Annotated in this window: 17 protein-coding genes (1 of these 17 only partly in view); 4 read left to right on the plus strand and 13 right to left on the minus strand. The window is 58.5% G+C overall.

Annotation, left to right across the window (positions count from 1 at the left end; genetic code table 11):
* Nucleotides 1-126: 126 nt before the first annotated feature.
* The 3 genes from I9H09_RS10555 (at nt 127) to I9H09_RS10565 (ending at nt 2,120) form a co-directional block, all read left to right on the plus strand.
* The gene (locus tag I9H09_RS10555) at nt 127-1,017 is read left to right on the plus strand and encodes a LysR family transcriptional regulator (protein ID WP_024691419.1); all 891 of its coding nucleotides are present in this window, start codon (nt 127-129) and stop codon (nt 1,015-1,017) included.
* A gap of 89 nt (nt 1,018-1,106) precedes the next feature.
* Complete coding sequence (locus I9H09_RS10560) at nt 1,107-1,388, plus strand: hypothetical protein (RefSeq protein WP_122347273.1); 282 nt, start codon at nt 1,107-1,109, stop codon at nt 1,386-1,388.
* A gap of 123 nt (nt 1,389-1,511) precedes the next feature.
* Nucleotides 1,512-2,120 carry a LysE family translocator gene (locus tag I9H09_RS10565; protein WP_024691418.1) on the plus strand — a complete coding sequence of 203 codons (609 nt, stop codon included), beginning with the start codon at nt 1,512-1,514 and terminating at the stop codon, nt 2,118-2,120.
* Nucleotides 2,121-2,128: 8 nt separating this feature from the next.
* Here the strand turns inward: I9H09_RS10565 and ssuE are convergent, their stop codons facing one another.
* The 13 genes from ssuE to I9H09_RS10630 all read right to left on the minus strand — a co-directional run bounded on the left by ssuE (nt 2,129) and on the right by I9H09_RS10630 (nt 17,159).
* On the minus strand, nt 2,129-2,710 hold the full coding sequence (ssuE, locus tag I9H09_RS10570; RefSeq protein ID WP_024691417.1) for an NADPH-dependent FMN reductase: 582 nt from the start codon (nt 2,708-2,710) through the stop codon (nt 2,129-2,131).
* Between the two features lie 250 nt (nt 2,711-2,960).
* Nucleotides 2,961-4,049 (minus strand): polysaccharide biosynthesis/export family protein, encoded by a 1,089-nt coding sequence (locus I9H09_RS10575; protein ID WP_122347272.1) that lies wholly within the window; start codon nt 4,047-4,049, stop codon nt 2,961-2,963.
* Nucleotides 4,050-4,126: 77 nt separating this feature from the next.
* Complete coding sequence (locus I9H09_RS10580; RefSeq protein ID WP_122312840.1) at nt 4,127-5,536, minus strand: undecaprenyl-phosphate glucose phosphotransferase; 1,410 nt, start codon at nt 5,534-5,536, stop codon at nt 4,127-4,129.
* An 11-nt stretch (nt 5,537-5,547) separates the two neighbouring features.
* Complete coding sequence (locus I9H09_RS10585) at nt 5,548-6,774, minus strand: glycosyltransferase family 4 protein (protein WP_122312839.1); 1,227 nt, start codon at nt 6,772-6,774, stop codon at nt 5,548-5,550.
* 70 nt (nt 6,775-6,844) lie between these two features.
* Nucleotides 6,845-7,960 (minus strand): glycosyltransferase family 4 protein, encoded by a 1,116-nt coding sequence (locus I9H09_RS10590; RefSeq protein WP_122312838.1) that lies wholly within the window; start codon nt 7,958-7,960, stop codon nt 6,845-6,847.
* Nucleotides 7,961-8,055: 95 nt separating this feature from the next.
* Nucleotides 8,056-9,279 carry a glycosyltransferase family 4 protein gene (locus I9H09_RS10595; protein ID WP_122347271.1) on the minus strand — a complete coding sequence of 408 codons (1,224 nt, stop codon included), beginning with the start codon at nt 9,277-9,279 and terminating at the stop codon, nt 8,056-8,058.
* Nucleotides 9,276-10,277 carry a glycosyltransferase gene (locus tag I9H09_RS10600; RefSeq protein ID WP_122324760.1) on the minus strand — a complete coding sequence of 334 codons (1,002 nt, stop codon included), beginning with the start codon at nt 10,275-10,277 and terminating at the stop codon, nt 9,276-9,278. The genes I9H09_RS10595 and I9H09_RS10600 overlap by 4 nt, the downstream gene beginning before the upstream one ends.
* Nucleotides 10,278-10,347: 70 nt before the next feature.
* The gene (rfaH, locus tag I9H09_RS10605; RefSeq protein ID WP_122312835.1) at nt 10,348-10,860 is read right to left on the minus strand and encodes a transcription/translation regulatory transformer protein RfaH; all 513 of its coding nucleotides are present in this window, start codon (nt 10,858-10,860) and stop codon (nt 10,348-10,350) included.
* A 50-nt stretch (nt 10,861-10,910) separates the two neighbouring features.
* A complete protein-coding gene (locus I9H09_RS10610; RefSeq protein ID WP_236502288.1) occupies nt 10,911-13,127 on the minus strand; it encodes a polysaccharide biosynthesis tyrosine autokinase in 2,217 nt (738 codons plus the stop codon).
* Nucleotides 13,128-13,586, minus strand: coding sequence for a low molecular weight protein-tyrosine-phosphatase (locus tag I9H09_RS10615; RefSeq protein ID WP_122312834.1), 459 nt, complete (start codon nt 13,584-13,586; stop codon nt 13,128-13,130). It abuts the gene before it with no gap.
* Complete coding sequence (locus I9H09_RS10620) at nt 13,576-14,502, minus strand: glycosyltransferase family 2 protein (RefSeq protein ID WP_122312833.1); 927 nt, start codon at nt 14,500-14,502, stop codon at nt 13,576-13,578. Before I9H09_RS10620 ends, I9H09_RS10615 begins: the two co-directional genes overlap by 11 nt.
* 3 nt (nt 14,503-14,505) lie before the next feature.
* Nucleotides 14,506-16,035 carry a lipopolysaccharide biosynthesis protein gene (locus I9H09_RS10625; protein ID WP_122347270.1) on the minus strand — a complete coding sequence of 510 codons (1,530 nt, stop codon included), beginning with the start codon at nt 16,033-16,035 and terminating at the stop codon, nt 14,506-14,508.
* Nucleotides 16,036-16,037: 2 nt separating this feature from the next.
* Nucleotides 16,038-17,159 (minus strand): DegT/DnrJ/EryC1/StrS family aminotransferase, encoded by a 1,122-nt coding sequence (locus tag I9H09_RS10630; RefSeq protein WP_122312831.1) that lies wholly within the window; start codon nt 17,157-17,159, stop codon nt 16,038-16,040.
* 725 nt (nt 17,160-17,884) lie between these two features.
* Between I9H09_RS10630 and I9H09_RS10635 the strand changes: the two genes are divergently transcribed.
* On the plus strand, nt 17,885-19,404 hold the 5' portion of the coding sequence (locus I9H09_RS10635) for an aminopeptidase P family protein (protein WP_122324762.1). It continues 289 nt past the right edge of the window; the window shows 1,520 of its 1,809 coding nt (coding positions 1-1,520); its start codon is at nt 17,885-17,887; the stop codon falls past the right edge of the window.

A 19,404-nucleotide genomic window follows, 5' to 3' on the forward strand; every position in this document is an offset into this window, starting at 1 on the left:
GATCCGCCTTTTATAGTTGTTGACCATCAGTCGCGCTGTTTGAAGATCTAATGGCTTGCATCTTCTCCCTGTAGCACTGATTTGTTAATTTTGTTTTTATGATCAATTGATAAGAAAAATAAATATATGAACGTCAAACAACTCCGGGCTTTCGTGGCGGTGGCGCAGTACCTCAGTTTTGCTCAGGCCGGTGAGCGGCTGAATGTCTCGCAACCGGCGCTGAGTCTGACCATCAAGGGGCTGGAGGAGGATCTTGGCGGGCAATTGTTGACGCGCACCACGCGCAGTGTCGGTTTGACGCCTGAAGGCGAAACCCTGCTGCCACTGGCTCGCCAGCTATTGGCAGACTGGGACAACACCGAAGAACTACTGCGCCAGCGGTTTACGCTGCAAATGGGGCGGGTTTCGATTGCCGCCATGCCATCGTTCGCGGGCAATCTGCTGCCTGGAGCGCTGAAGGTGTTCCGCGGTCGCTACCCGAGGGTCAATGTCGCGGTGCATGACGTGATCAACGAGCAAGTGCTGGAAATGGTCCGCCATCGCCGCGTTGAACTGGGTATCGGTTTCGAACCGGAATCGAGCAGCGCCTTGTTGTTCACGCCATTTTATGTAGATCGCTTCGTGGCGGTGGTCGCCAGCGACTCGTTGTTGGCCGAGCGCGCCGAGGTGTCTTGGGCCGAACTGCTGCGTGAAGATTTCATTGCGCTGCAACGGCCCTCCGCCGTGCGCTTGTTGCTGGAGCAGGCCATAGAACCTGGGCACGGCAAACTTTCGGTGGCGTTCGAAAGCCATCAGTTGTCCACTATCGGTCGGATGGTGGCCAACGGCTTGGGCGTCAGTGCGGTGCCATCGCTGTGTATCGGGCAGATGCAGGAACTGGGCGCGCGCTGCATTGCGCTGGTCGAACCGCGAATCGAGCGGCGTATCGGGCTGCTGATGCTGGCCGACCACAAGCTGTCAGCCGCTGCGCAGGCCTTGCGCGAGGTGCTGATAGAGAATGCTCGGGAAAGTCGATAGACACTATCACGGCGGTTGATTTTTGCTGCAGCAGGGGCAGGCGTAACCTTGCTTCATCGCCGAAATGACGCCCGACCGGAGGCTCCCAGATGAACCATAAAATTGCCCTTGCGCTTGCCCTGACATTTACCGTTGCGCTGGTTTCCGGCTGCTCCACTCATCATGCCACCGAGCAGCGTCTATTCAGCACTGAGGAAAGCCATCAGCTCGCGCTGGAAGATTTGAACCGTCGCGGTTTGTCATTTGACGAATACCAGGCGCGCAAGGCGCAATTGCTTGCAGACCCTCAGATCCAGCAAGCGCGTGAGTTCGATGACGACGGCGAAACCAGCGTTGATCTGGGTGCCATCACTCAACCCCCGCAAGGCTGACAGCCTGCTTGATAAGCGTGCTGCGTGAAACTGTACGGTAATAATGATCAGCCAACTGTCCGTTTGTTTCTGACAACGTCTCCGATAGGGTGAGCGCCTGACTCACTGCTACGGACAGGCTTCATGGTGCTCTCTTTCGATTTACTCCTCGCTTTTGCACTGTTCGCCTTCGTGACATCGGTGACCCCCGGGCCGAATAACATGATGCTGCTGGCTTCCGGCGTTAATTTCGGTTTCAGCCGAACCCTCCCTCATATGCTGGGCATAACCATCGGCTTTTTTGTTTTGGTGCTGGCCGTGGGCTTTGGACTGGGCGGTGTGTTCAGGGCCTGGCCGATGCTTTACACGATCCTGCGCTATGTGGGCGCTGCCTACCTGGTGTATCTCGCCTGGAAGATTGCGACATCGGGGCCTGCTTCCGAAAACGTCGAAAGCAAAGGCAAACCGTTCAGCTTCATTAACGCCGCGCTGTTCCAGTGGGTCAATCCCAAGGCGTGGATCATGGCGATCGGGGCAATCAGCACGTACACGCCCATGCAGGGCTACTTTTATAACGTGGTGGTGATCTCGGCGGTTTTCGCGTTGATCAACCTGCCCAGTGTCGGGATTTGGGCAGGCTTTGGCAGCCTGCTGCGCAATGTGCTTCGCGACCCCCTTGGGCTGAGGATTTTCAACGGTGTGATGGCCGCCTTGCTGGTGGCCTCACTGTACCCGTTGTTCGTCGAGCACTGAGCCTGTCGTTACAACGCCAGTTGCAGATGCCCGCCTGCCTGTTTGTGACGCGCCTGCAGCCTGCGCTGCAGGCCATGGTAGAAGTGTTCCAGCCCTTCATGCAGCCGTTCGGTGAGCGTGTCGTCGAGCGTGCCGCCTTGTTCGTTGTCGCCGTAGGTTATCTGAGTATCGATGGCGAAGATGCCGTGCAGCACTTCCTGTGATTTGAGGGTCGAGAGCACCGGTTTGAGGGCGTAATCGACGGCCAGCATGTGTGCAATGCTTCCACCCGTTGCCAGTGGCAAGACCACCTTGCCGTGCAGGGCACGTTCCGGGAGCAGGTCGAGCAGGGTTTTCAGTGCGCCTGAAAACGACGCCTTGTAGACCGGCGTGCCGATCAGAACACCATCAGCCTGGCTGACCGCTTCTATGAAAGCCAGCACTTGAGGACTGTCGAAACGGGCGAACAGCAGGTCCTCGGCATTGAAGTCGCGAATGCGCAATGTGGTGACTTCAACGCCTTGTTCTTGCAACCAACTGCTTGCGTGGGCCAGGACTACCCCGGAGCGGGATTTGGGAGACGGACTGCCTGAGAGTGAAACGACGAGCATGCGGGAATTCCTTGCGATAAGCGTCCCTCTGCAAAGCAGCTTGTGTGCCAGTCCCGTAAAATCGTCTCGCAGCCTCCGAAATACAGGGGTTTCCCAACGCCCGCAGTGTGGCTGGAATGGCCGATTGCTGACGCTTTTGCAAACAACTGTTGCAAGGCTGTTGCTTCAGCAACAGTCAGGCTTCGCTGACTAAGACAAAAAAATCCCCGCAACGCGGGTTGCAGGGACAGTAAGCGACGTCGGCGAGAGGTCAGCGGCGAAAGGCGGCACCGGTCTGCACGACGCTGGCCGAACCCAGCAGCTGACTGATGAAGCGACTCCAGCGAGTAATGTCAGCCGGGCCCACGAAAACTACGTCCTGGGCCTTGAGCTCGAATTGCCCGGCCAGCAGGTACGCAGTGGGTTTTTTGGCATTGAGGTGGTAGACGGTCGAGGCGGCATCGGCGAAGTTTTCCGCACCGCGTATCACGTACACCGCATTACCGTCTGCACTGTCCGGGCTCAAGCCACCCGAGTTGCCCAGTGCCTCCAGCAGCGTCAGGCGTGTTGTGCCGAAAGAGATGACCTGAGGGTTGCGGACTTCGCCCAGCACGTAAATCTTGTTTCTCGAGTTGCTGTTCAAATGCAGGTAATCGCCATCCTTGAGAAATATCCTGCTCAACTGCGAGCCTTCGCGGTTCAGCGAGTCAATGTCGATCAGGTAGTCCCGACCATCACGCCGCAGGGTCAACCCGGCCAGATTCGCGTCGGTCAGATCGACCCCTGCCACGCTGACTGCCTGCACCAGGCTCAATGGAATATTGGTGATCGGTTGCGGGCCGGGCACCTTGAATGAGCCTGACAGCAATATGCGCTGGCTGTTGTAGCGCAGCACCTTGGCGTCGACCTTGACCTCGGTGTACTGAGGCGCCAGGCCCATGCGCAGTTGCTCGCGGACCTCGCTGACGGTTTTGCCACTGGCGCGAATCCGCCCGATATAGGGGAAATAGAGTGTGCCGTCGTTCAGCACCTCACGGGTGTTCGCATCCAGTTGGTCCTGCGATCCCGGCGCTGTCAGCTCCGGGTGCTCGAACACGGTAACCAGCAGGGTATCGCCAGCCCCTATCACGTATTCCGGGGTCTTGTAGTCAAGCAGTTCCTGCGGCAGAGCCCTGGCGTCTGCGATGGCGCGTTGCTGTTGGTGTCGCAAACTGTTCGGGGTCATTTCGACCAACTGCGCCCTGGGCTCTTCAGGGTCGTTGAGGGTGACGTCGTCCTGCGTCATATGCTGACCGGGGGCAAAGGCACAGCCCTGTAGCGTCAAGCTGGCGAGCAGTAAAGCAACTAACGTCCGATTCATATCCGGGTTCCTTTCATCATGGGGTGTGGCTCCTTGTGCGTACGAGGTCCGAGATTGATCGGGGGAGAAGGGAATAGTCAGAAGGCGTTCTTGTTGACGAACCCTCTGAGCAGCGTCAGCAGAATGATTTTGAGGTCCAGCCAGATCGACCAGTGCTCGATGTAGTCCAGATCGAATTCGACCCGCTTGCGCATCTTGTCCAGCGTGTCGGTTTCGCCACGCCAGCCGTTGATCTGTGCCCAGCCGGTAATGCCGGGTTTGACCTTGTGGCGCAACATGTAGCCGCTGACCTGCTTGCGATACTGTTCGTTATGCGCAACGGCATGAGGACGGGGGCCGACGATGGACATTTCACCGAGCAGCACGTTGAAGAACTGCGGCAGTTCATCCAGTGAAGTGCGCCGCAGAAAGGCGCCCAATGGTGTGATTCGTAAATCGTTGCGGGTGGCTTGAGTCACCACGTCACCGTTTTCCAGCACGCTCATGCTGCGAAACTTCCAGACCATGATCGACCTGCCGTCCAGCCCGTAACGCCGCTGGCGAAACAGTACCGGGCCGGACGAAGTGAGTTTGATAGCCGTGGCGATAAGCAGCAGCGGCAGGGCGATTATTGCCAGAATCAGACTGGACAGCAGAATGTCTTCGAAACGTTTGGCCAGGCTCCAGGCTCCGTCCATGGGTGAATCGAAAATACTGATGCTGGTCAGGCCGTTGATGCTTTCACTGCGCGCGTGCAGCAGGTCGAACATGAACACGTCCGGGACGAGATACACCGATGCGGTGGTATCGCTCAGTCCGGTTATCAACTCGCGCAACTGCGGTTCGGCACTGAAGGCGAGGGTGATGTACACCTTGTCGATCCGATTGGCGCGGGCGTCTAAGATCAACTGTTCCAGGTCACCCAGTACCGGCAGGCGGCGTGTGCCGGCGTCCGGGTGCATTTGCTGCGGATGGGCGTCATAGAAACCCAGAAGTTTCAGGCCCATCCACGGTGCGAGAGAGATCGAGCGCGCCAGCCGTTCGCCCACCTGACCGGTCCCGACGATCGCCACCCGACGTGTATTGAAACCATTTCGCCGCAGGGTGTGCAGTGCAAGGCGAATCAACAGTCGATAGCCGCACAGCGCGCCAAGGACCAAGGCAAACCAGCTCATCTGCTCGTTATCCGGCATCTGCAGACGCTTTAGCAGCAGGTAGTTCAACGAGAGCAGAATGACAAAGCTCAGTGCCCAGTAATTGAAGACCTTGGTCAGTTCGCGCAGGATACGTTCGCCGCGCCAGGAGCCATACAACTGGTGATATTCGCTGAACCAGTGGAACAACAGCACTGCCAGGAGGATGCGAAACCAGGTCTCGGTGATGTTGATCGTCGTCAGCCCGGTTTGCCAGTAACCGATCGATACAATAACTGTCAGGTCCAGCAGACGATGGGCGAGTGACAGTGCCGATTGATGGGCATGCAGAATGCCGCGAACGGACGTAGCCATCGACGGTTCCCTCACACGGATTTGATGGGAACGACGCGGCCCGGCAGGTCGCTGCCTACTGGCCCGGTATAGGCGGTCCAATCTGGCTGAGGCAGGCGCGCCAGATGAAGCAGGTGGGCCGTCACCAGGCGGCTTTCGACGAACGCCTGGATTTCCTGCTCGAAGCGCAGCACCGAAAATCGCTCGGCATTGGCCTGGCAGGCCTCTGGTGTGATGCGTGCCTGCTCTGCTTCGAACTCGGTAACAGCGGCGATCAGTGAGGCGACGGTTTGTTGTCGATAAAACACGCCGGTCGGGTGCGGGTGATCGAGCCCGCGGACTGTTTCCAGCACGCCGCCCTTGCCGAACGCAATCACCGGTGTACCGCAGGCCTGAGCCTCGACCGGGCTGATACCGAAATCCTCCTCGGCGGCAAACACAAAAGCCTTGGCGCTGCGCATGTGTTGCAGCAGCACGGCAGCCGGCTGAAAGCCCAGCAGCGTGATGTTGGGCGAGTGGCAGGCAATGGCGCGGGCCTTGGCCAGGTCAGGCCCTTCGCCGATCATGATCAGGCGCTTCTCCGGCATAGCGGCGAACGCTTCGACGATCATCGGCATGCGTTTGTAAGGCACCATGCGTGAAGCGCTGAGGTAGAAATCCTGACGAGCGCCATGCGCGGTGAAGCCGAGCGTGTCCACTGGTGGATAGATGACCGTGGACTCTCGCCGGTAAGCCTTTTCGATGCGGGCGCTGACAAACCCGGAATTGGCAATGAACGCGTCTACACCGGTCGAGGTGCGCTGGTCCCACAGCCGGATGTAGTGCAGGACAATGCGTGCCAGCCGGCTTTTGATGCCTTTGACCATCCCTGATTCCCGGAGGTACTGGTGCTGAAGGTCCCAGGCATAGCGGATGGGTGAATGCACATAACTTATATGCAGCTGCCCCGGACCGCTGAGCACGCCTTTGGCCACAGCATGGCTGCTGCTGATGATCAGGTCATAAGCGGACAGGTCCAGTTGTTCTATGGCCAGCGGCATCAACGGCAGGTAGCGTTGGTAGTGTTTTCGGGCACCAGGCAGATTCTGGATAAACGTCGTTTTCGGCCTTTTGCCGCGCAGGTGCAGGCGGTCCTGATCGTTGAGAAAATCGATCACGGCAAACAGGTCCGCGTCAGGCCAGATATTGATCAGTGACGCGAGTACGCGTTCGGCGCCGGCATAAGTCACCAGCCAGTCATGGACGATAGCAATTTTCATGGGCGTTCCTTGCTCAATGTGCTCACGCTGTCGCAGACGCGGCAATGTGTCCGGCAATACAGGTGTCGACTCAGGGCTCGTCTGAAGATGTGCGATGGTCATGCGATGTCTCGCCGTGCGCATCGACCACGGGTTCCAGCAGCGTGTCGATATGCCGGGAAAGGTGCTTCGCGGAAAGCTCCCAGGAAAAACGTTGTACGTTTTTCAGCCCCCGCAGACGCAGCGATTGACGTAACGGGGCGTCGACCAGCACGCGGCGCATTGCCGCCGCCATGTGGCTGACGTCCAGAGGATCGAAATACAGCGCGCTGTTCTGCAGCACTTCAGGAATCGAGGCGGCATTGGCAGCCAGCACCGGACAGCCGCAGGCCTGCGCTTCCAGCGGCGGAATGCCGAAACCCTCGTACAGCGACGGGAAGACGAAGGCGATTGCCCCCTGATACTGCTCGATCAGTTCGGCATCACTGAGCCGACCCAGAAAGCGGATGCGAGGGTCACGACAGGCCAGGCGCTGCAGGTCCGGATCGGCGAACACGCCGCTTGCCGCACCGACGATATGCAGTTGCAGATCCGCGTGACCACGCAGGCTCAGAAACGCCTCGATCAGTCGATTGAAGTTTTTGTGCGCAGCGGGCGATGAGACTGCCAGTAAATATTTCGGCCGGTCAGGCACGACCGGACGCGCTATGAATTGATCGCTGACCGCTGCGGGTACGACCAGCACCTTGTCTTCGGCATATCCGTAGAAAGAGCTGATCTCTGTTTTGGAAAAAACGCTGCCGGTCAGCAGGGTTCTGGCCCGCGACAGCAGGACTGGGGTAATGGTCCGGTAGACCAGGCGAAACAGCCGGGTATAACTTTGCGGATAACGCACATAGTTGATGTCGTGATGAGTGGCTATCTGGTTGCCGTAGAACATAGGGCCGGTGTTGCTGATCGAGATCAGCAGCGGGCTGCCCCGGCGCTTCAGGTACAGCGGCAAATCGATCTGCTCCCATAAATGACCGGTGGTATAGCCGACACGCTGCGCATCCAGCGCACGGGCACACTCATGCAGTCTGATCGCGCGCGGGGCAACAAAAACCAGATCGTGGCGCAGGCGTTTCAACGCCCGGCACATCTGTTCTGCATAGCGCTGCACACCACTGATGTCCTGGGTGAGAAACCGTGAATTGATGAAAATCATCTCAAGCTTCCTGCTGGTGAGGGTGATTTGGCTGGAGTACGAGCGCCTTGCCCGGTGCCCATGAGGTCGAAGATGTCCATTGAGCAGGACTGAAACTACGTGCGTACGCTGCGCCAGGTGATGCGGTCCTGAAGCGTCTGAGCAAAAATGCTTTCGTATTGATCCAGCATGAGGTCCAGGTTCAATAGGGACGCGACACTGTTACGCGCCTGACTGCCCAGGCGTGCGAGAAGCTCGGGTTGCTGATGCAGTTTGAGCATCGCCAGGCCCAGCGAGTCAGGATCATCGGGGCTGCACAGCAGGCCGTTGAGAGGGTCCTGAATGATTTCCGTCAGCCCGCCCATGCGGCTGGCAATCACTGGGCGGGAGTGCGCACAGGCTTCCACAGCCACCAGGCCGAATGGCTCGTTCCACATCGAAGGGACGACCGCGACATCGATCTGACGGTAGAAAATATCGGGCTGCTGAAAGCCGACGAAACTGATCCGGGGTGATGTGACCCTGGCCCGCAAGCGTATCTCGTCAGCCAGTTGCCCACGCCCGGCGATCTTCAGGGTGGCGTCGAAGGGCAAATGCTGGAACTGATCGATCAGCCATCCCACCCCTTTGTTTTCCGACAGCGTGCCCAGATAGCCAAAGCGCAGTGGGGCTTTATCCGCCGGTGGTGTGCGCAACTCGTGCAGCGGGGGTGAAAACGGACTGGCGTTATGCACCACATAGCCTCGTGCGCCCTTGAAATAGCCCTGCGCTTGAAGGGTGTCGAGCATGAAACGGCTCACCCCCACGACTGTACTGACTTGCTCCGATTGTCGAGCGTGATGTTTGCGAAACTGCGAGCACACCCGGCACTGCCGCTGACAGCTCTGACCGTTTTTGAACATGGTGCTGCCCGGACACAGCAAGTAAAAATCGTGCAGGACCTGCACGACAGGGCAATCGGCTGCGCTGATTTCGTCCCATGCCGACACCGACCAGCCGGTCAGGTTATGGCAGACCACGAGCTCGGGCTGTTCAGCTGCCATCACTTGACCGACGTAGTCGCGCATGCCGCTGTTGTAGCGATCACGCCAATGCCAGCCCAACCGCGCCAGACGGCCAGGTCGTTGAGCGCTGAAATGCCAGTAACTGTTCAGCAGTCCGGCCCGATAGACCTTGACACGATTGACCTTCGCCAGTTGCAGGCCAGGCTTATCGGAGGTGGCCAGCACCGCCACCGTATGACCGCGCTGCTGCAACCCCTCGACGGTGCGCTGCAGGATGATTTCCGCTCCGCCGCCGATATCGGGCGCGTAAAGGCTACTGACAAAGAGGATTTTCATAGCGGGTATGACCTGTTCAGGCCCAATACGCCAGCTTCGCCCTCGCGTATGGCCTTTCTCAGCAGGTGCAGGCGCTGCATGGCGTTATGACGACGTGCGCACAGGCTCAGCATGCAGAGAAAGACCAGCCGGTTGAGTCGATGGCTCGGCGCGGAGGATGCCCAGACATACTTGTCGAACCATGCCTGATTGCGCGCTGCGTAATAAGCGCGTAGATCCGATCCGCCCAGCAGGTAGTTTTCATAGACGTTGCGGGTGCGGGCCTTGATGTTCCACGAGTCCTCCAGGTCATCAAGCCGTGCGCCGGTTATCAGAAACAGCTTTCCGCCGCCTTGGGTAATCCGCCAAGTGTATTCACTGTCATCCACGTACAGTTTGAGCGCATCCAGTGGCTGGCCGATCTTCATGTAGAGGCTGCGATGGGCCAGCAACCCGCCGTAAGTCGCGAAGGGAATTTGCACCATTTCTGGCAAGGGGCTGGCCGCCCTGGACCGCCTGAAAGGCAAGCGGCGCCATATCTTGTAGGGCAACTGGGCAATGTGAAAACCGAAGAAGCTCGAGCGACGCTGAATGGCGTAACGCAGCGGAACTCCGGCGGCAACGTCGGCCTGGTGAGTCGGACGAAATCCGAGCACTGCGGTGTTGTCATTCCCGCCGCTTTGCGTCTTTTCGTGCAGGGCTCTGTGCAGTACTTCAATGGCATCAAGGGTCGGCGCGTTGTCATCGTCCATCAGCCAGATGTAGTCGTCCCCGGCGTCGAGCGCTGCCTTTATGCCAACCGAATAACCGTTGGCCGAACCGGTATTGTGCGCAAGCCGGATCACCTGAACCTTGTCCGGCCATTCTTCGCACAGCGTCTGTAACGGTGCGACAGAAGCATTGCTGACGATGATGACCCGACTGATCAACGTGCTCTGAAGCGAGCGGCTGATCAGCGTGTGCAGATAGTCGAAACGGTCACCATAGGTGAGCGTCACCAGGGTGGTCTGACAGGGCATGGTGCGGTTCCGGTGCGGAGGGCGGATGATGAGCGCGTGAAGGCGGCAGTGTCTGTTGGCGTGGTGAGCCTCAGGCCCTGGCTTGTACCCGTGACAGACTGCTGATGGGCAGCACCACCTGATGCTGGCGTTGCAACATGCTGAGCAGAATGACCGCGCGTTCGCTGCCGTCCGCTGTCAGGAAAATCGCCTCGACTGCACTCAGGCTGCCGGTGTTGATCAGCACTATGTCGCCCCGGGTAAACCGGGTGTCCGCCGATGGCGCAGAAAGACGCTGGCGGATCTGCTCGATCAGCGCGTCCCGAACCGGCACGGGCTGACCGCCAAAGGTCACGATGCGTGAGACGCCACGTGTGGAACGGATCGGGTACCAGTTGTCATGCACCTGGTCCATGCGAATGAACAGGTAGCCGGGGAACAGCGCTTCTTCATTCTGCAGCCTGGCGACGGACCTTTTTGCAGTCGCCTGTAGTGGCCGGTAACACTCGAAGTGCTGGCGTTGCAGATGCTCTGCGGCGCGCGCTTCCTGACGTGGTTTGGTCTGGATCAGATACCAGCGAGCATCCTGATCAGCGAGAAGCATGGTCAATTCCTTTTATATGAAGCGGCTCGGGTGTCTGGGGGCGTTTCTGGCTAGCGGGGGGCGGGGTGGTAGTTGTAACCATAGGCGGCACAGTCGTAGTCGGAGGTCATGGCGTTGCGCACCACCGCATTGAAAATGGCCCCTTTGATCAACACTCCGTTCTGGCCCAGGCGACGCTTGCAGGCTTCGATCTCCTTAATCGTGGTCATGCCAAAACGCGCGACCAGCAGGCAGGTGCCTGCCTGACGCCCCACCAGTGTCGCGTCGGTCACTGCCAGGATGGGCGGTGTGTCGATCAGGATCAGGTCATAGCGTGGCGACAGCTCGGCCAGCATCTTGTGGAAATTGTCATGCATCAGCAGTTCCGAGGGGTTGGGCGCCGCGAACCCGCAGGAGATGAGATCCAGGTGGTGAATGCGCGTCGGGTTGATGACCTCGCTGCAGGGCAATCGGGCGGCCAGCGTGTCGGACAGGCCGTGCCTGGGTTGCAGACCGAAGATACGGTGCAGGTAACCCTTGCGCATGTCAGCATCGATAAGCAACACCCGCTTGCCGGTCTGGGCAATGATCGCCGCCAGATTGGCCGACACAAAAGATTTGCCGGCGCCCGGCGTCGGGCTCGATATCATCAGCACGTTATTGCGCGCTTCAAGCATCGCGAAATGCAGGCTGGTACGCAGGCTGCGCAATGATTCGACAGCCAGCTCGTCGGGCGCCGCGATGCTCAACAGTTTCGGCTCAAGCGTTGCCCGACTGTTCTTGCCGGGCTTCTCCAGTCGATCCTGATGGCGCGAAAAGGCCAGCGACGCATAGACCGGCATGCCGAGGCTTTCGATGACTTCTGCGCTTTCAACACCACGATAGAACGCCTGACGTATGAAAATGATGGTCACCGCAACCAGGACACCGAACAGAGAGGCAATCAGTACGATCAGCTTCTTCATCGGCCTGACGGGCCTTTCTATGTTGCTGTCGGCATTGTCGATGATCCTTACGTTACCGATGCTGCCCGCTCGCAGAATGTCCTGCTCCTGGCTCTTGTTGAGCATCAGCGTGTAGGTCTGGCTGGTGACCTGCATGTCGCGCGTCAGACGCAGCAATTCCTGCTGGGTCATGGGCAGCGCTTCGATCTTTTTCAGCAGGGCCTGCCTCTGTTGTTCAAGCTGATTGATCTGGCTCATCAAACTGCGGTAGGTCGGGTGCTCGCGGGTGTACAGACGCTCCAGTTCGACGCGTTTGAGTTTCAGCTCGGAAAGCGTCGCGTCGAGACTGACCACCTGATCAAGCACTCCCTTGGTTTCGATGCTCAGGTCCACAGACTTGGCGCTGGTCTGAAAATTGTTCAGCGCGACCTCCGACTCTTCCAGTTGTTTGCGCACCGCAGGCAGTTGCGAGCGCAGAAACTCCAGACGCTGGGCCGCCTCGGCAGAACTGCGCTCGACGTTCTGGCGTACGTACAGATGGCTCACCTCTTCGAGAATTCGATTGGCCTTCTGCGCATCCGGGTCTTCGATGGACAGGTAAATGATCCCTGAGTCTCTGCCGGCCTCAGTGATCTTCAAACGGTTCTGATAGCTCAACGCGGTGCTGAAGGTGCGTTGTCTTGAGACCGTGAAATCAGTCCCGGGACGTGCTTGCAGCGCGGCGACCTGGATCGTGACCCCGCTGCCCTCGACGACGCGATTGGTCGCGCCGCGAAGCAGCAGACGGTGCTCATCGTCGTAGAGCGAGAACTGGCCGGGCTGGCCTGCAGTCAGAGTCAGGTTTTCGCCGAGCAGAGACTCCGGCACGTCGAGTTGAAAAACGTCGATTTTCTCGCCGCCCCACGCATAGCGGTTCAGGCCGAACAAGGGCTCTGCCAGCGTGCGCTGGCTTCCAGGGGTAAAGGTGCGATGCAGGTAAGGACCGATCACCGGAAAGAAGTCCGGGGTCTGCAGCACATTGAGTTTGAGGTCATCGACCACCTTGCCTAGCAATGCACGTGATTTGATCAGCTCGATCTCGGTGGTCGCCTGGGACACTGACGTCGGCCTGCCGCTGGCCTCTGGCGTGCCCTCAATGCCGATTTTTCTGGGCTCTATCTGGATCATGGCATTGGCTTGGTAGTAAGGCGTCGCCAGAATCGCGTAGGCCAGCCCGATCAGGAAGAACAGCCCGACGGTCCAGAGAATCAAGGCTTTGTGATCGAACAACATCCGCAGAACGGTTGCCAGATCGACCCGTGAATCCTGGTAGTGATCCAAAAGAGCATGGTTCATGACGGTCATTTATCGTGTCTCTTCTGACTGAAAATGAGGAAGCCAGTCGTCGATGCACCGCGAGAGCTGCGCATAGGTCTGTTCGAAGGCTGAAAGGGGTCGCCGATAGGGGTCGGCTATATCGGGATCGAGCGGGCCTTGCCACTGGCCAATCGAGAAAGTTCTGCCACGTACTGCGGGCGCGAACCTGAGCAGGTCGGGCATGTGCCGCCGTTCCATCACCAGGATCAGCTCTGCCTGGTGCAGCAGCTCGTGGTTGACCTGGCGTGCGGCATGGGGCTGCAGCGGCACACAATGGGCATCCAGCACGGCGCGGGCCGACGGGTCTATAGGTGAGCCTGACAGCGCGGCGATGCCTGCCGAATCAACACACACTGTGGTGGACCCCAGGCGCTGGCGCATCATGGCCACCGCCATCGGGCTGCGGCAGACGTTGCCGACGCACAGCACCAGTACGCTACTGAACATGGCTGTCAGTCGGTGTCGGCAACAGACGCTTGAACAGGTTGCCGACGAGGTTGCCCGCCACTTTCCACAGGGTCTGAAGTTTGCGGCGAGGAGCAAGCGCTGCCAGCGCGAGGCAAACCGTCTGGACCAGAAAGTGCTCGTACAGTGGTTGATTGCCGATACGGTTGTAGTAGTTGGCCAGGCTGAAGCAGGTCATCAGGTTCATGTGGATCTTGCGCTTGTCGCTGCGCATGGAAAACACTCCGCCAGGGTGCAGTCGATACGCTGCGGGCTTGATCTCTCCCAGGAACTTGCCGCTGCCATAAGCGCCCAGCAGCGACCACCAACACATGTCGTTAAGCGGTGCGCTGCGGACATTCAGCTCCGCAGGCAATGTGCTGAAGACATTGCGAAAACACGTGGTAAGGGTCGACAGCCGCCGTGCTTTCTGTAATTCCAGAGGCGTGGCGTCGGCGCGCAGGCGGCCTTTCAACTGCACGCCATACTGACCGTTCTCGTCGAAGGCGAACGCATCGTGGTAAGTGATGACGCAGCCAGGATGGCTTTCGAGAAAGTCCACTTGAGTTTGCAGTTTGAGCGGATCCGTCCAGTAGTCGTCTGCTTCGCAATAGGCTATATAGCGGCCGCGTGCGCTGGCAAAAAGCGCCGGAACACAGGGCTGGCCCAGGCTGTATTGGTTGGCTTTTTGGTAGAACGCTCGAATGATCGTCGGGTACCGCTCGGCGTATTGCGCGATGATGCGTGCGGTACTGTCGGTGGAGGCGTCGTCGTTGATCAGAATTTCGTAATCGAAGCGTGTCTGCTGCGAAAGGAAGCTGTCCAGCGCCTGAGCGATGAAGGCTTCCTGGTTGTAAGCCGGGCAGACAATGCTTAATAGCGGTGGCTGCGCAGTAGTTTTTTTAACGATGGTATCCATTGTTCAAGTACTCGGTTTGCTGAACAGAACATGGATTTTCGACCTTAGTGGCCTGTGACTGCCCGCCACTAGCGCGAGTGTGATCAGACCGCTGACGGCCATTGCCAAAAGCAGGCTGCCTCGACTCTGGCCTGCGATCAGGCGAAACACAGGCTCACTGATCGCCAACCCGACAGCGGTCATGATGGTGATGCGCACGATATCGCTCAGCCACTGCCGATGAATGCCTGGCGCCAGACATTGATGCACGATCAACGGCCAGATGGCGAAAGACGTCATGCGCAGAAAAAACCAGGCCAGCGCAGCGCCGTACACGCCCTGATAATGAATGGCCAGGCACATGACGGGCACCGTGATGGCGGTCGATATCAGGCTGTACCAGAGGTGCAGCCGCATCCGGCCATAGGCGTACTGCAGATAGAACTGAAAGGCGCTGGCGGCCATGATCGCGCTGCCCAGTGCATACCAGCCCAGCACCGGACGACTCCAGCGGGCGGCCATTTCGTCGCCGCTCCACGCGAAGATCAACGGCTCGGCATGCAAGGCAATGACGGCGGCCAGTGGAAAGAGAACGCTGCAGGCCATGCGATTAGCGCCGAGAAACAACGCGTGCATGTCGTCGCGTTTGCCTTCGGCCATCAACACTGTCATGCGCGGCAGCAGCGTCTGAATCAGTGGATTGGCCAGCATCAGAATGCCGGTGGTAATCAACGCAACCAGGGAAAAGTAGCCGTACTGGTCCAGCGGCAGCACGTTCGACAGTAGCGCCTTGTCCATCTGGGTCAGCACGACCCACAGCACCGCGCTCAGCGACAGACTGCCGGCGAACGGCAGAATCGGTTTGACGAGTGGCCAGTCCAGACCGCTCAGCCAGCGTGGCGCGGGCATCTGGTGCCAGGCTTTGCAGGCGAAGACCAGTGTCTCGATCAATCCCACTGCTGCCTGAAACTCAAAGAAGTGCCTTGGGTCCTGGGAGAACTGGCTGACCAGCAGCAGCCCGCCCAGATAGCGCAGCGTGGCGATCGACACATTGGCAGCGTTGAGCCAGCCATGCTGTTCGAGCCCCTGAAGACCACTTTTATACAGTGTCGAATACAGGCGCAGGGCAATGATCAACCCCATCAAGCCGATACAGTAGGACAGCGTGTCGGGCTGTAGCGTGTCTGCATTGAGCCAGCGCGTGGCGATCCATGTGCTGGCTGCAACGATGAGCAAACCACTGAGCACCGCCAGCGGCAGAAACAGCAGCTCAAACGAGCGCAACAGTAGACCAAGCTTTTGCTCGAGCGCGGGAATGCCCCGTTGATGAGCCACTGCGCGTACCAGACTTGGAGACAACCCGGCGTCCAGCAGTTGCAACCAGGCTTGCAGCAGTGTGAAGAAACCGATCAGGCCATAGGCTTCGGCGCCCAGATGGTTCAGGTAGAACGGCATGATCAGAATCCCGATCAGCAGCACATAAGCCTGACCACCGTAATTCAGTAACGTGTTACGAAAGATGGAGACATGAAGCGAGGAGGGGCCGTGGGTCATGATCAACTTGCCCGCGCAATGGCAGGCGCGCCATAACCGGAACCTTCCAGGCTGCAGGCTTCGATCAGCGTGCGAATGACCAGGTCCTGATCGCTTTTCTGCAGGCCCGGGTAGATAGGCAGGCACAGCACCCGTTCGCTCAACGCCCGCGAGACGACCTGTGCCGGTTGCGGTTGCAGATATTCAAGCGTGTCCAGCGATGGATAAAAGTAACGACGGGGGTTGATCTCGCGCAGGTTCAGCGCAGTGCGTACTTGCAACAGCTGTTGCTCGTCGCGCAAGGCCACGGGGTAGTAGCTGTTGTTCAGGCTGCTGTCCGTCTGGGGTTGCTGCAGATCGAGGTAGCTTTCCAGTGATGAGGTGTAGCGGCACGCGATCTCTGCGCGCTCTTCGAGAATGTTTTCAATGTTGTCCAGAACACACAGCCCCATCGCTGCGGAAAACTCATTGAGTTTGGCATTGATGCCAATGCCGTCGATTCGGTCTACTCCGGATATACCGAAGTTGCACAACAGATGGGCCTTCCTGGCCAGTTCGTCGTCATTCGTGATGATCGCGCCGCCTTCGATGGTATGAAACAGCTTGGTGGCATGGAAACTCAGGGTACTGATATCGCCATGGTTCAGCACCGACTGGCCCGCATGGCGCACGGCGAATGCGTGCGCGCCGTCATACACCACTTTGAGCGAGTGTTTGCGAGCAATCTGTTGAATTGCTTCAACGGCGCAAGGATTGCCAAACACGTGTGTGCCGACGATCGCGGTAGTGTCCTCGGCGATACTGTTGCTGATGTGTTGCGGAGAGATGTTCCAGGTGGCCGGATCGATATCGGCAAAAATCGGCCGGATGCCTTCCCATTGCAGCGAGCTGCTGGTGGCGACAAAGCTGAACGGCGTGGTCACGGCGCTGCCTGTCAGGCCCAAGGCGCGATAGGCAACCTGCAAGGCCAGTGTGCCGTTGTTGGTCAGAATAATATGACGGACACCCAGGTAATCCTTGAGGCGGTCAGTCAGTTCCTTCGCCAGCGGGCCATGATTGGTCAGCCAGCCTCTGGCGTAAATCCCTTCGACGTAGCGTTTGAACTGATCGATATTCCCCAGGTAAGTCTTGGTCACATTAATCATCGAAGCCTCCATGTCTCTCTGAACCAGGTTGTTGCCAAACGAATGGCCAGGCGCGTCTCGACTACAGCGTCACATTGCTTCAGGCAACGCTACCGCCATACCGAACGCGTTCAGTACTTTCAAAGGGGGGGTTCAAGAGTCAACAGGCATCCGCCAGCGCAAGATGAGCACTGGGGAAATAACTAACTGCGTGGGACGGAACAGCAGCCAACTTCGACGTGGTTATCCTGGCGCCTGCTCTGCGGCATGTGCGTAATGATCAGGATGTGTGTCTGACAGCGCTATATATCGGTGGCAACAGGGTATCTGTCAAATTATTTCGTCAGTCTTCTGTTGTTTTCCAGAAAAAGACTTTCGGCTTATTCGCTAACTCGTTGATTGTTATGAGTGTCAAAAAAACAGCAGTTAAGCGTTGCTTTTTACTGGCACCTTTTACGCGCCATTTCGAAGCAGTAAAGGTCGTCCAGGCAGGCTGGCCTGCATACCTGGTGCGAGCTTTATGTTCTATAGGGTTCTATTTGGTGTAATGCATGATTCTCCAGGGGGCTTGGTGGTTCCGACTGGGCATGGGCCGCTTCATTCATGAGCAGGACATCGGACGCGCGGCCGGGTTGATCAGATAATCCCTGCTTCGGCCAGCGTTTTGGGCGGTTGCTCAGTCTCGATGAGTGCTCCATTATCTGAACCAGCGAAAGCAGCCAATTTTCGGGTCAGCAGGAGAATCAATGAGCACGCAATCCTACGTCGGTTCAGCAGTGGCAGAACGTCTTGCGCAAACCCGCGCCTTGATGAGCCGGGAGCACATCGATGCCTATCTGGTGCCGTCGGCGGATCCGCACCTTTCCGAATACTTGCCCGGTTACTGGCAGGGCCGGCAATGGCTGTCAGGTTTTCACGGTTCAGTCGGTACGTTGATCATCACCCAGGATTTTGCGGGCATATGGGCTGACAGTCGTTACTGGGAGCAGGCAACCAAAGAGCTCGCAGGCAGCGGCATAGAGCTGGTAAAGCTGTTACCTGGCCAGCAAGGCCCGCTTGAATGGCTGGCTGATCAGGCCAAGGCTGAGACCGTGGTTGCCGTTGATGGCGCAGTTCTCGCTGTTGCTTCTTCTCGTACTCTGGCCAGCAAGCTCTACGAGCGCGGCGCTCGCCTGCGGACCGACATCGATCTGCTCATCGAACTGTGGGCGGACCGCCCGGTCTTGCCGACTCACCCGATTTACGAGCATCTGCCTCCGCAGGCTTCGCTGACTCGTGGCGAGAAGCTGACACGCGTCCGTCAGATCATGCTCGAGCGCAAGGCTGACTGGCACTTTATCGCCACGCTGGATGATATTGCCTGGCTGTTTAATCTGCGCGGCGCAGACGTGTCCTACAATCCGGTGTTCATCTCCTTCGCATTGATCGGTCCGCAAAGTGTGACGTTGTTTGTTGATGCCAGGAAGGTCCCGGAGGGCGTGCGTACCAGTCTCGAACGCGACGGTGTCAACCTGCTGGATTACACGCGAATCGGCGCGGCCTTGCGTGAGTTGCCCAAAGACGCTCGACTGCTGGTGGATCCGGCGCGTGTGACATGTGGGTTGCTCGATTATCTGGACAGCGAAGTGATGCTGGTCGAGGGACTGAACCCGAGCACACTGCTGAAATCGCAGAAAACCGAGGTCGATGCGGATCATATTCGCCATGCAATGGAGCAGGACGGCGCGGCGCTCTGTGAATTCTTTGCCTGGCTGGATGGCGCGTTGGGGAAAGAGCCCGTCAGCGAGCTGACAATCGATGAAATGCTCACTCAGGCGCGGGAGCGTCGCCCGGATTATGTGTCGCCCAGCTTTGCGACCATTGCGGGTTTCAATGCCAACGGCGCGATGCCGCATTACCGCGCGACCGAAGCAGAGCATTCTCTGATCGAGGGGGATGGCTTGTTGCTGATAGATTCGGGCGGTCAGTACCTTGGCGGCACCACTGATATCACGCGCATGGTCGCAATAGGTACGCCGAGCGTCGAACAGAAGCAGGACTGCGCGCGAGTCCTCAAGGGGGTCATTGCGCTGTCGCGCACTCATTTCCCGAAGGGCATTCTGTCTCCGTTGCTGGACGCTATCGCTCGCGCGCCGATCTGGAGCGACGGCGTCAACTATGGCCACGGTACGGGGCATGGCGTAGGGTATTTTCTGAATGTTCACGAGGGGCCGCAGGTCATTGCCTATCAGGCGCCGGCGACACCTCAGACAGCCATGCTGCCTGG

Source organism: Pseudomonas tremae (assembly GCF_023278125.1).
GTDB classification, from domain to species: Bacteria; Pseudomonadota; Gammaproteobacteria; order Pseudomonadales; family Pseudomonadaceae; genus Aquipseudomonas; species Aquipseudomonas tremae.

Excerpts from the sequence above, each read along its gene's own strand:
- I9H09_RS10580 (WP_122312840.1), bottom strand. The coding sequence starts at position 5,536 with ATGGCTACGTCCGTTCGCGGCATTCTGCATGCCCATCAATCGGCACTG.
- I9H09_RS10585 (WP_122312839.1), bottom strand. The coding sequence starts at position 6,774 with ATGAAAATTGCTATCGTCCATGACTGGCTGGTGACTTATGCCGGCGCC.
- I9H09_RS10600 (WP_122324760.1), bottom strand. The coding sequence starts at position 10,277 with ATGCCCTGTCAGACCACCCTGGTGACGCTCACCTATGGTGACCGTTTC.
- I9H09_RS10630 (WP_122312831.1), bottom strand. The coding sequence starts at position 17,159 with ATGATTAATGTGACCAAGACTTACCTGGGGAATATCGATCAGTTCAAA.
- rfaH (WP_122312835.1), bottom strand. The coding sequence starts at position 10,860 with ATGCTTCTCGCTGATCAGGATGCTCGCTGGTATCTGATCCAGACCAAA.
- I9H09_RS10595 (WP_122347271.1), bottom strand. The coding sequence starts at position 9,279 with ATGAAAATCCTCTTTGTCAGTAGCCTTTACGCGCCCGATATCGGCGGC.
- ssuE (WP_024691417.1), bottom strand. The coding sequence starts at position 2,710 with ATGCTCGTCGTTTCACTCTCAGGCAGTCCGTCTCCCAAATCCCGCTCC.
- I9H09_RS10555 (WP_024691419.1), top strand. The coding sequence starts at position 127 with ATGAACGTCAAACAACTCCGGGCTTTCGTGGCGGTGGCGCAGTACCTC.
- I9H09_RS10620 (WP_122312833.1), bottom strand. The coding sequence starts at position 14,502 with ATGGATACCATCGTTAAAAAAACTACTGCGCAGCCACCGCTATTAAGC.
- I9H09_RS10575 (WP_122347272.1), bottom strand. The coding sequence starts at position 4,049 with ATGAATCGGACGTTAGTTGCTTTACTGCTCGCCAGCTTGACGCTACAG.
- I9H09_RS10615 (WP_122312834.1), bottom strand. The coding sequence starts at position 13,586 with ATGTTCAGTAGCGTACTGGTGCTGTGCGTCGGCAACGTCTGCCGCAGC.
- I9H09_RS10560 (WP_122347273.1), top strand. The coding sequence starts at position 1,107 with ATGAACCATAAAATTGCCCTTGCGCTTGCCCTGACATTTACCGTTGCG.
- I9H09_RS10590 (WP_122312838.1), bottom strand. The coding sequence starts at position 7,960 with ATGATTTTCATCAATTCACGGTTTCTCACCCAGGACATCAGTGGTGTG.
- I9H09_RS10625 (WP_122347270.1), bottom strand. The coding sequence starts at position 16,035 with ATGACCCACGGCCCCTCCTCGCTTCATGTCTCCATCTTTCGTAACACG.
- I9H09_RS10610 (WP_236502288.1), bottom strand. The coding sequence starts at position 13,127 with ATGACCGTCATGAACCATGCTCTTTTGGATCACTACCAGGATTCACGG.
- I9H09_RS10565 (WP_024691418.1), top strand. The coding sequence starts at position 1,512 with ATGGTGCTCTCTTTCGATTTACTCCTCGCTTTTGCACTGTTCGCCTTC.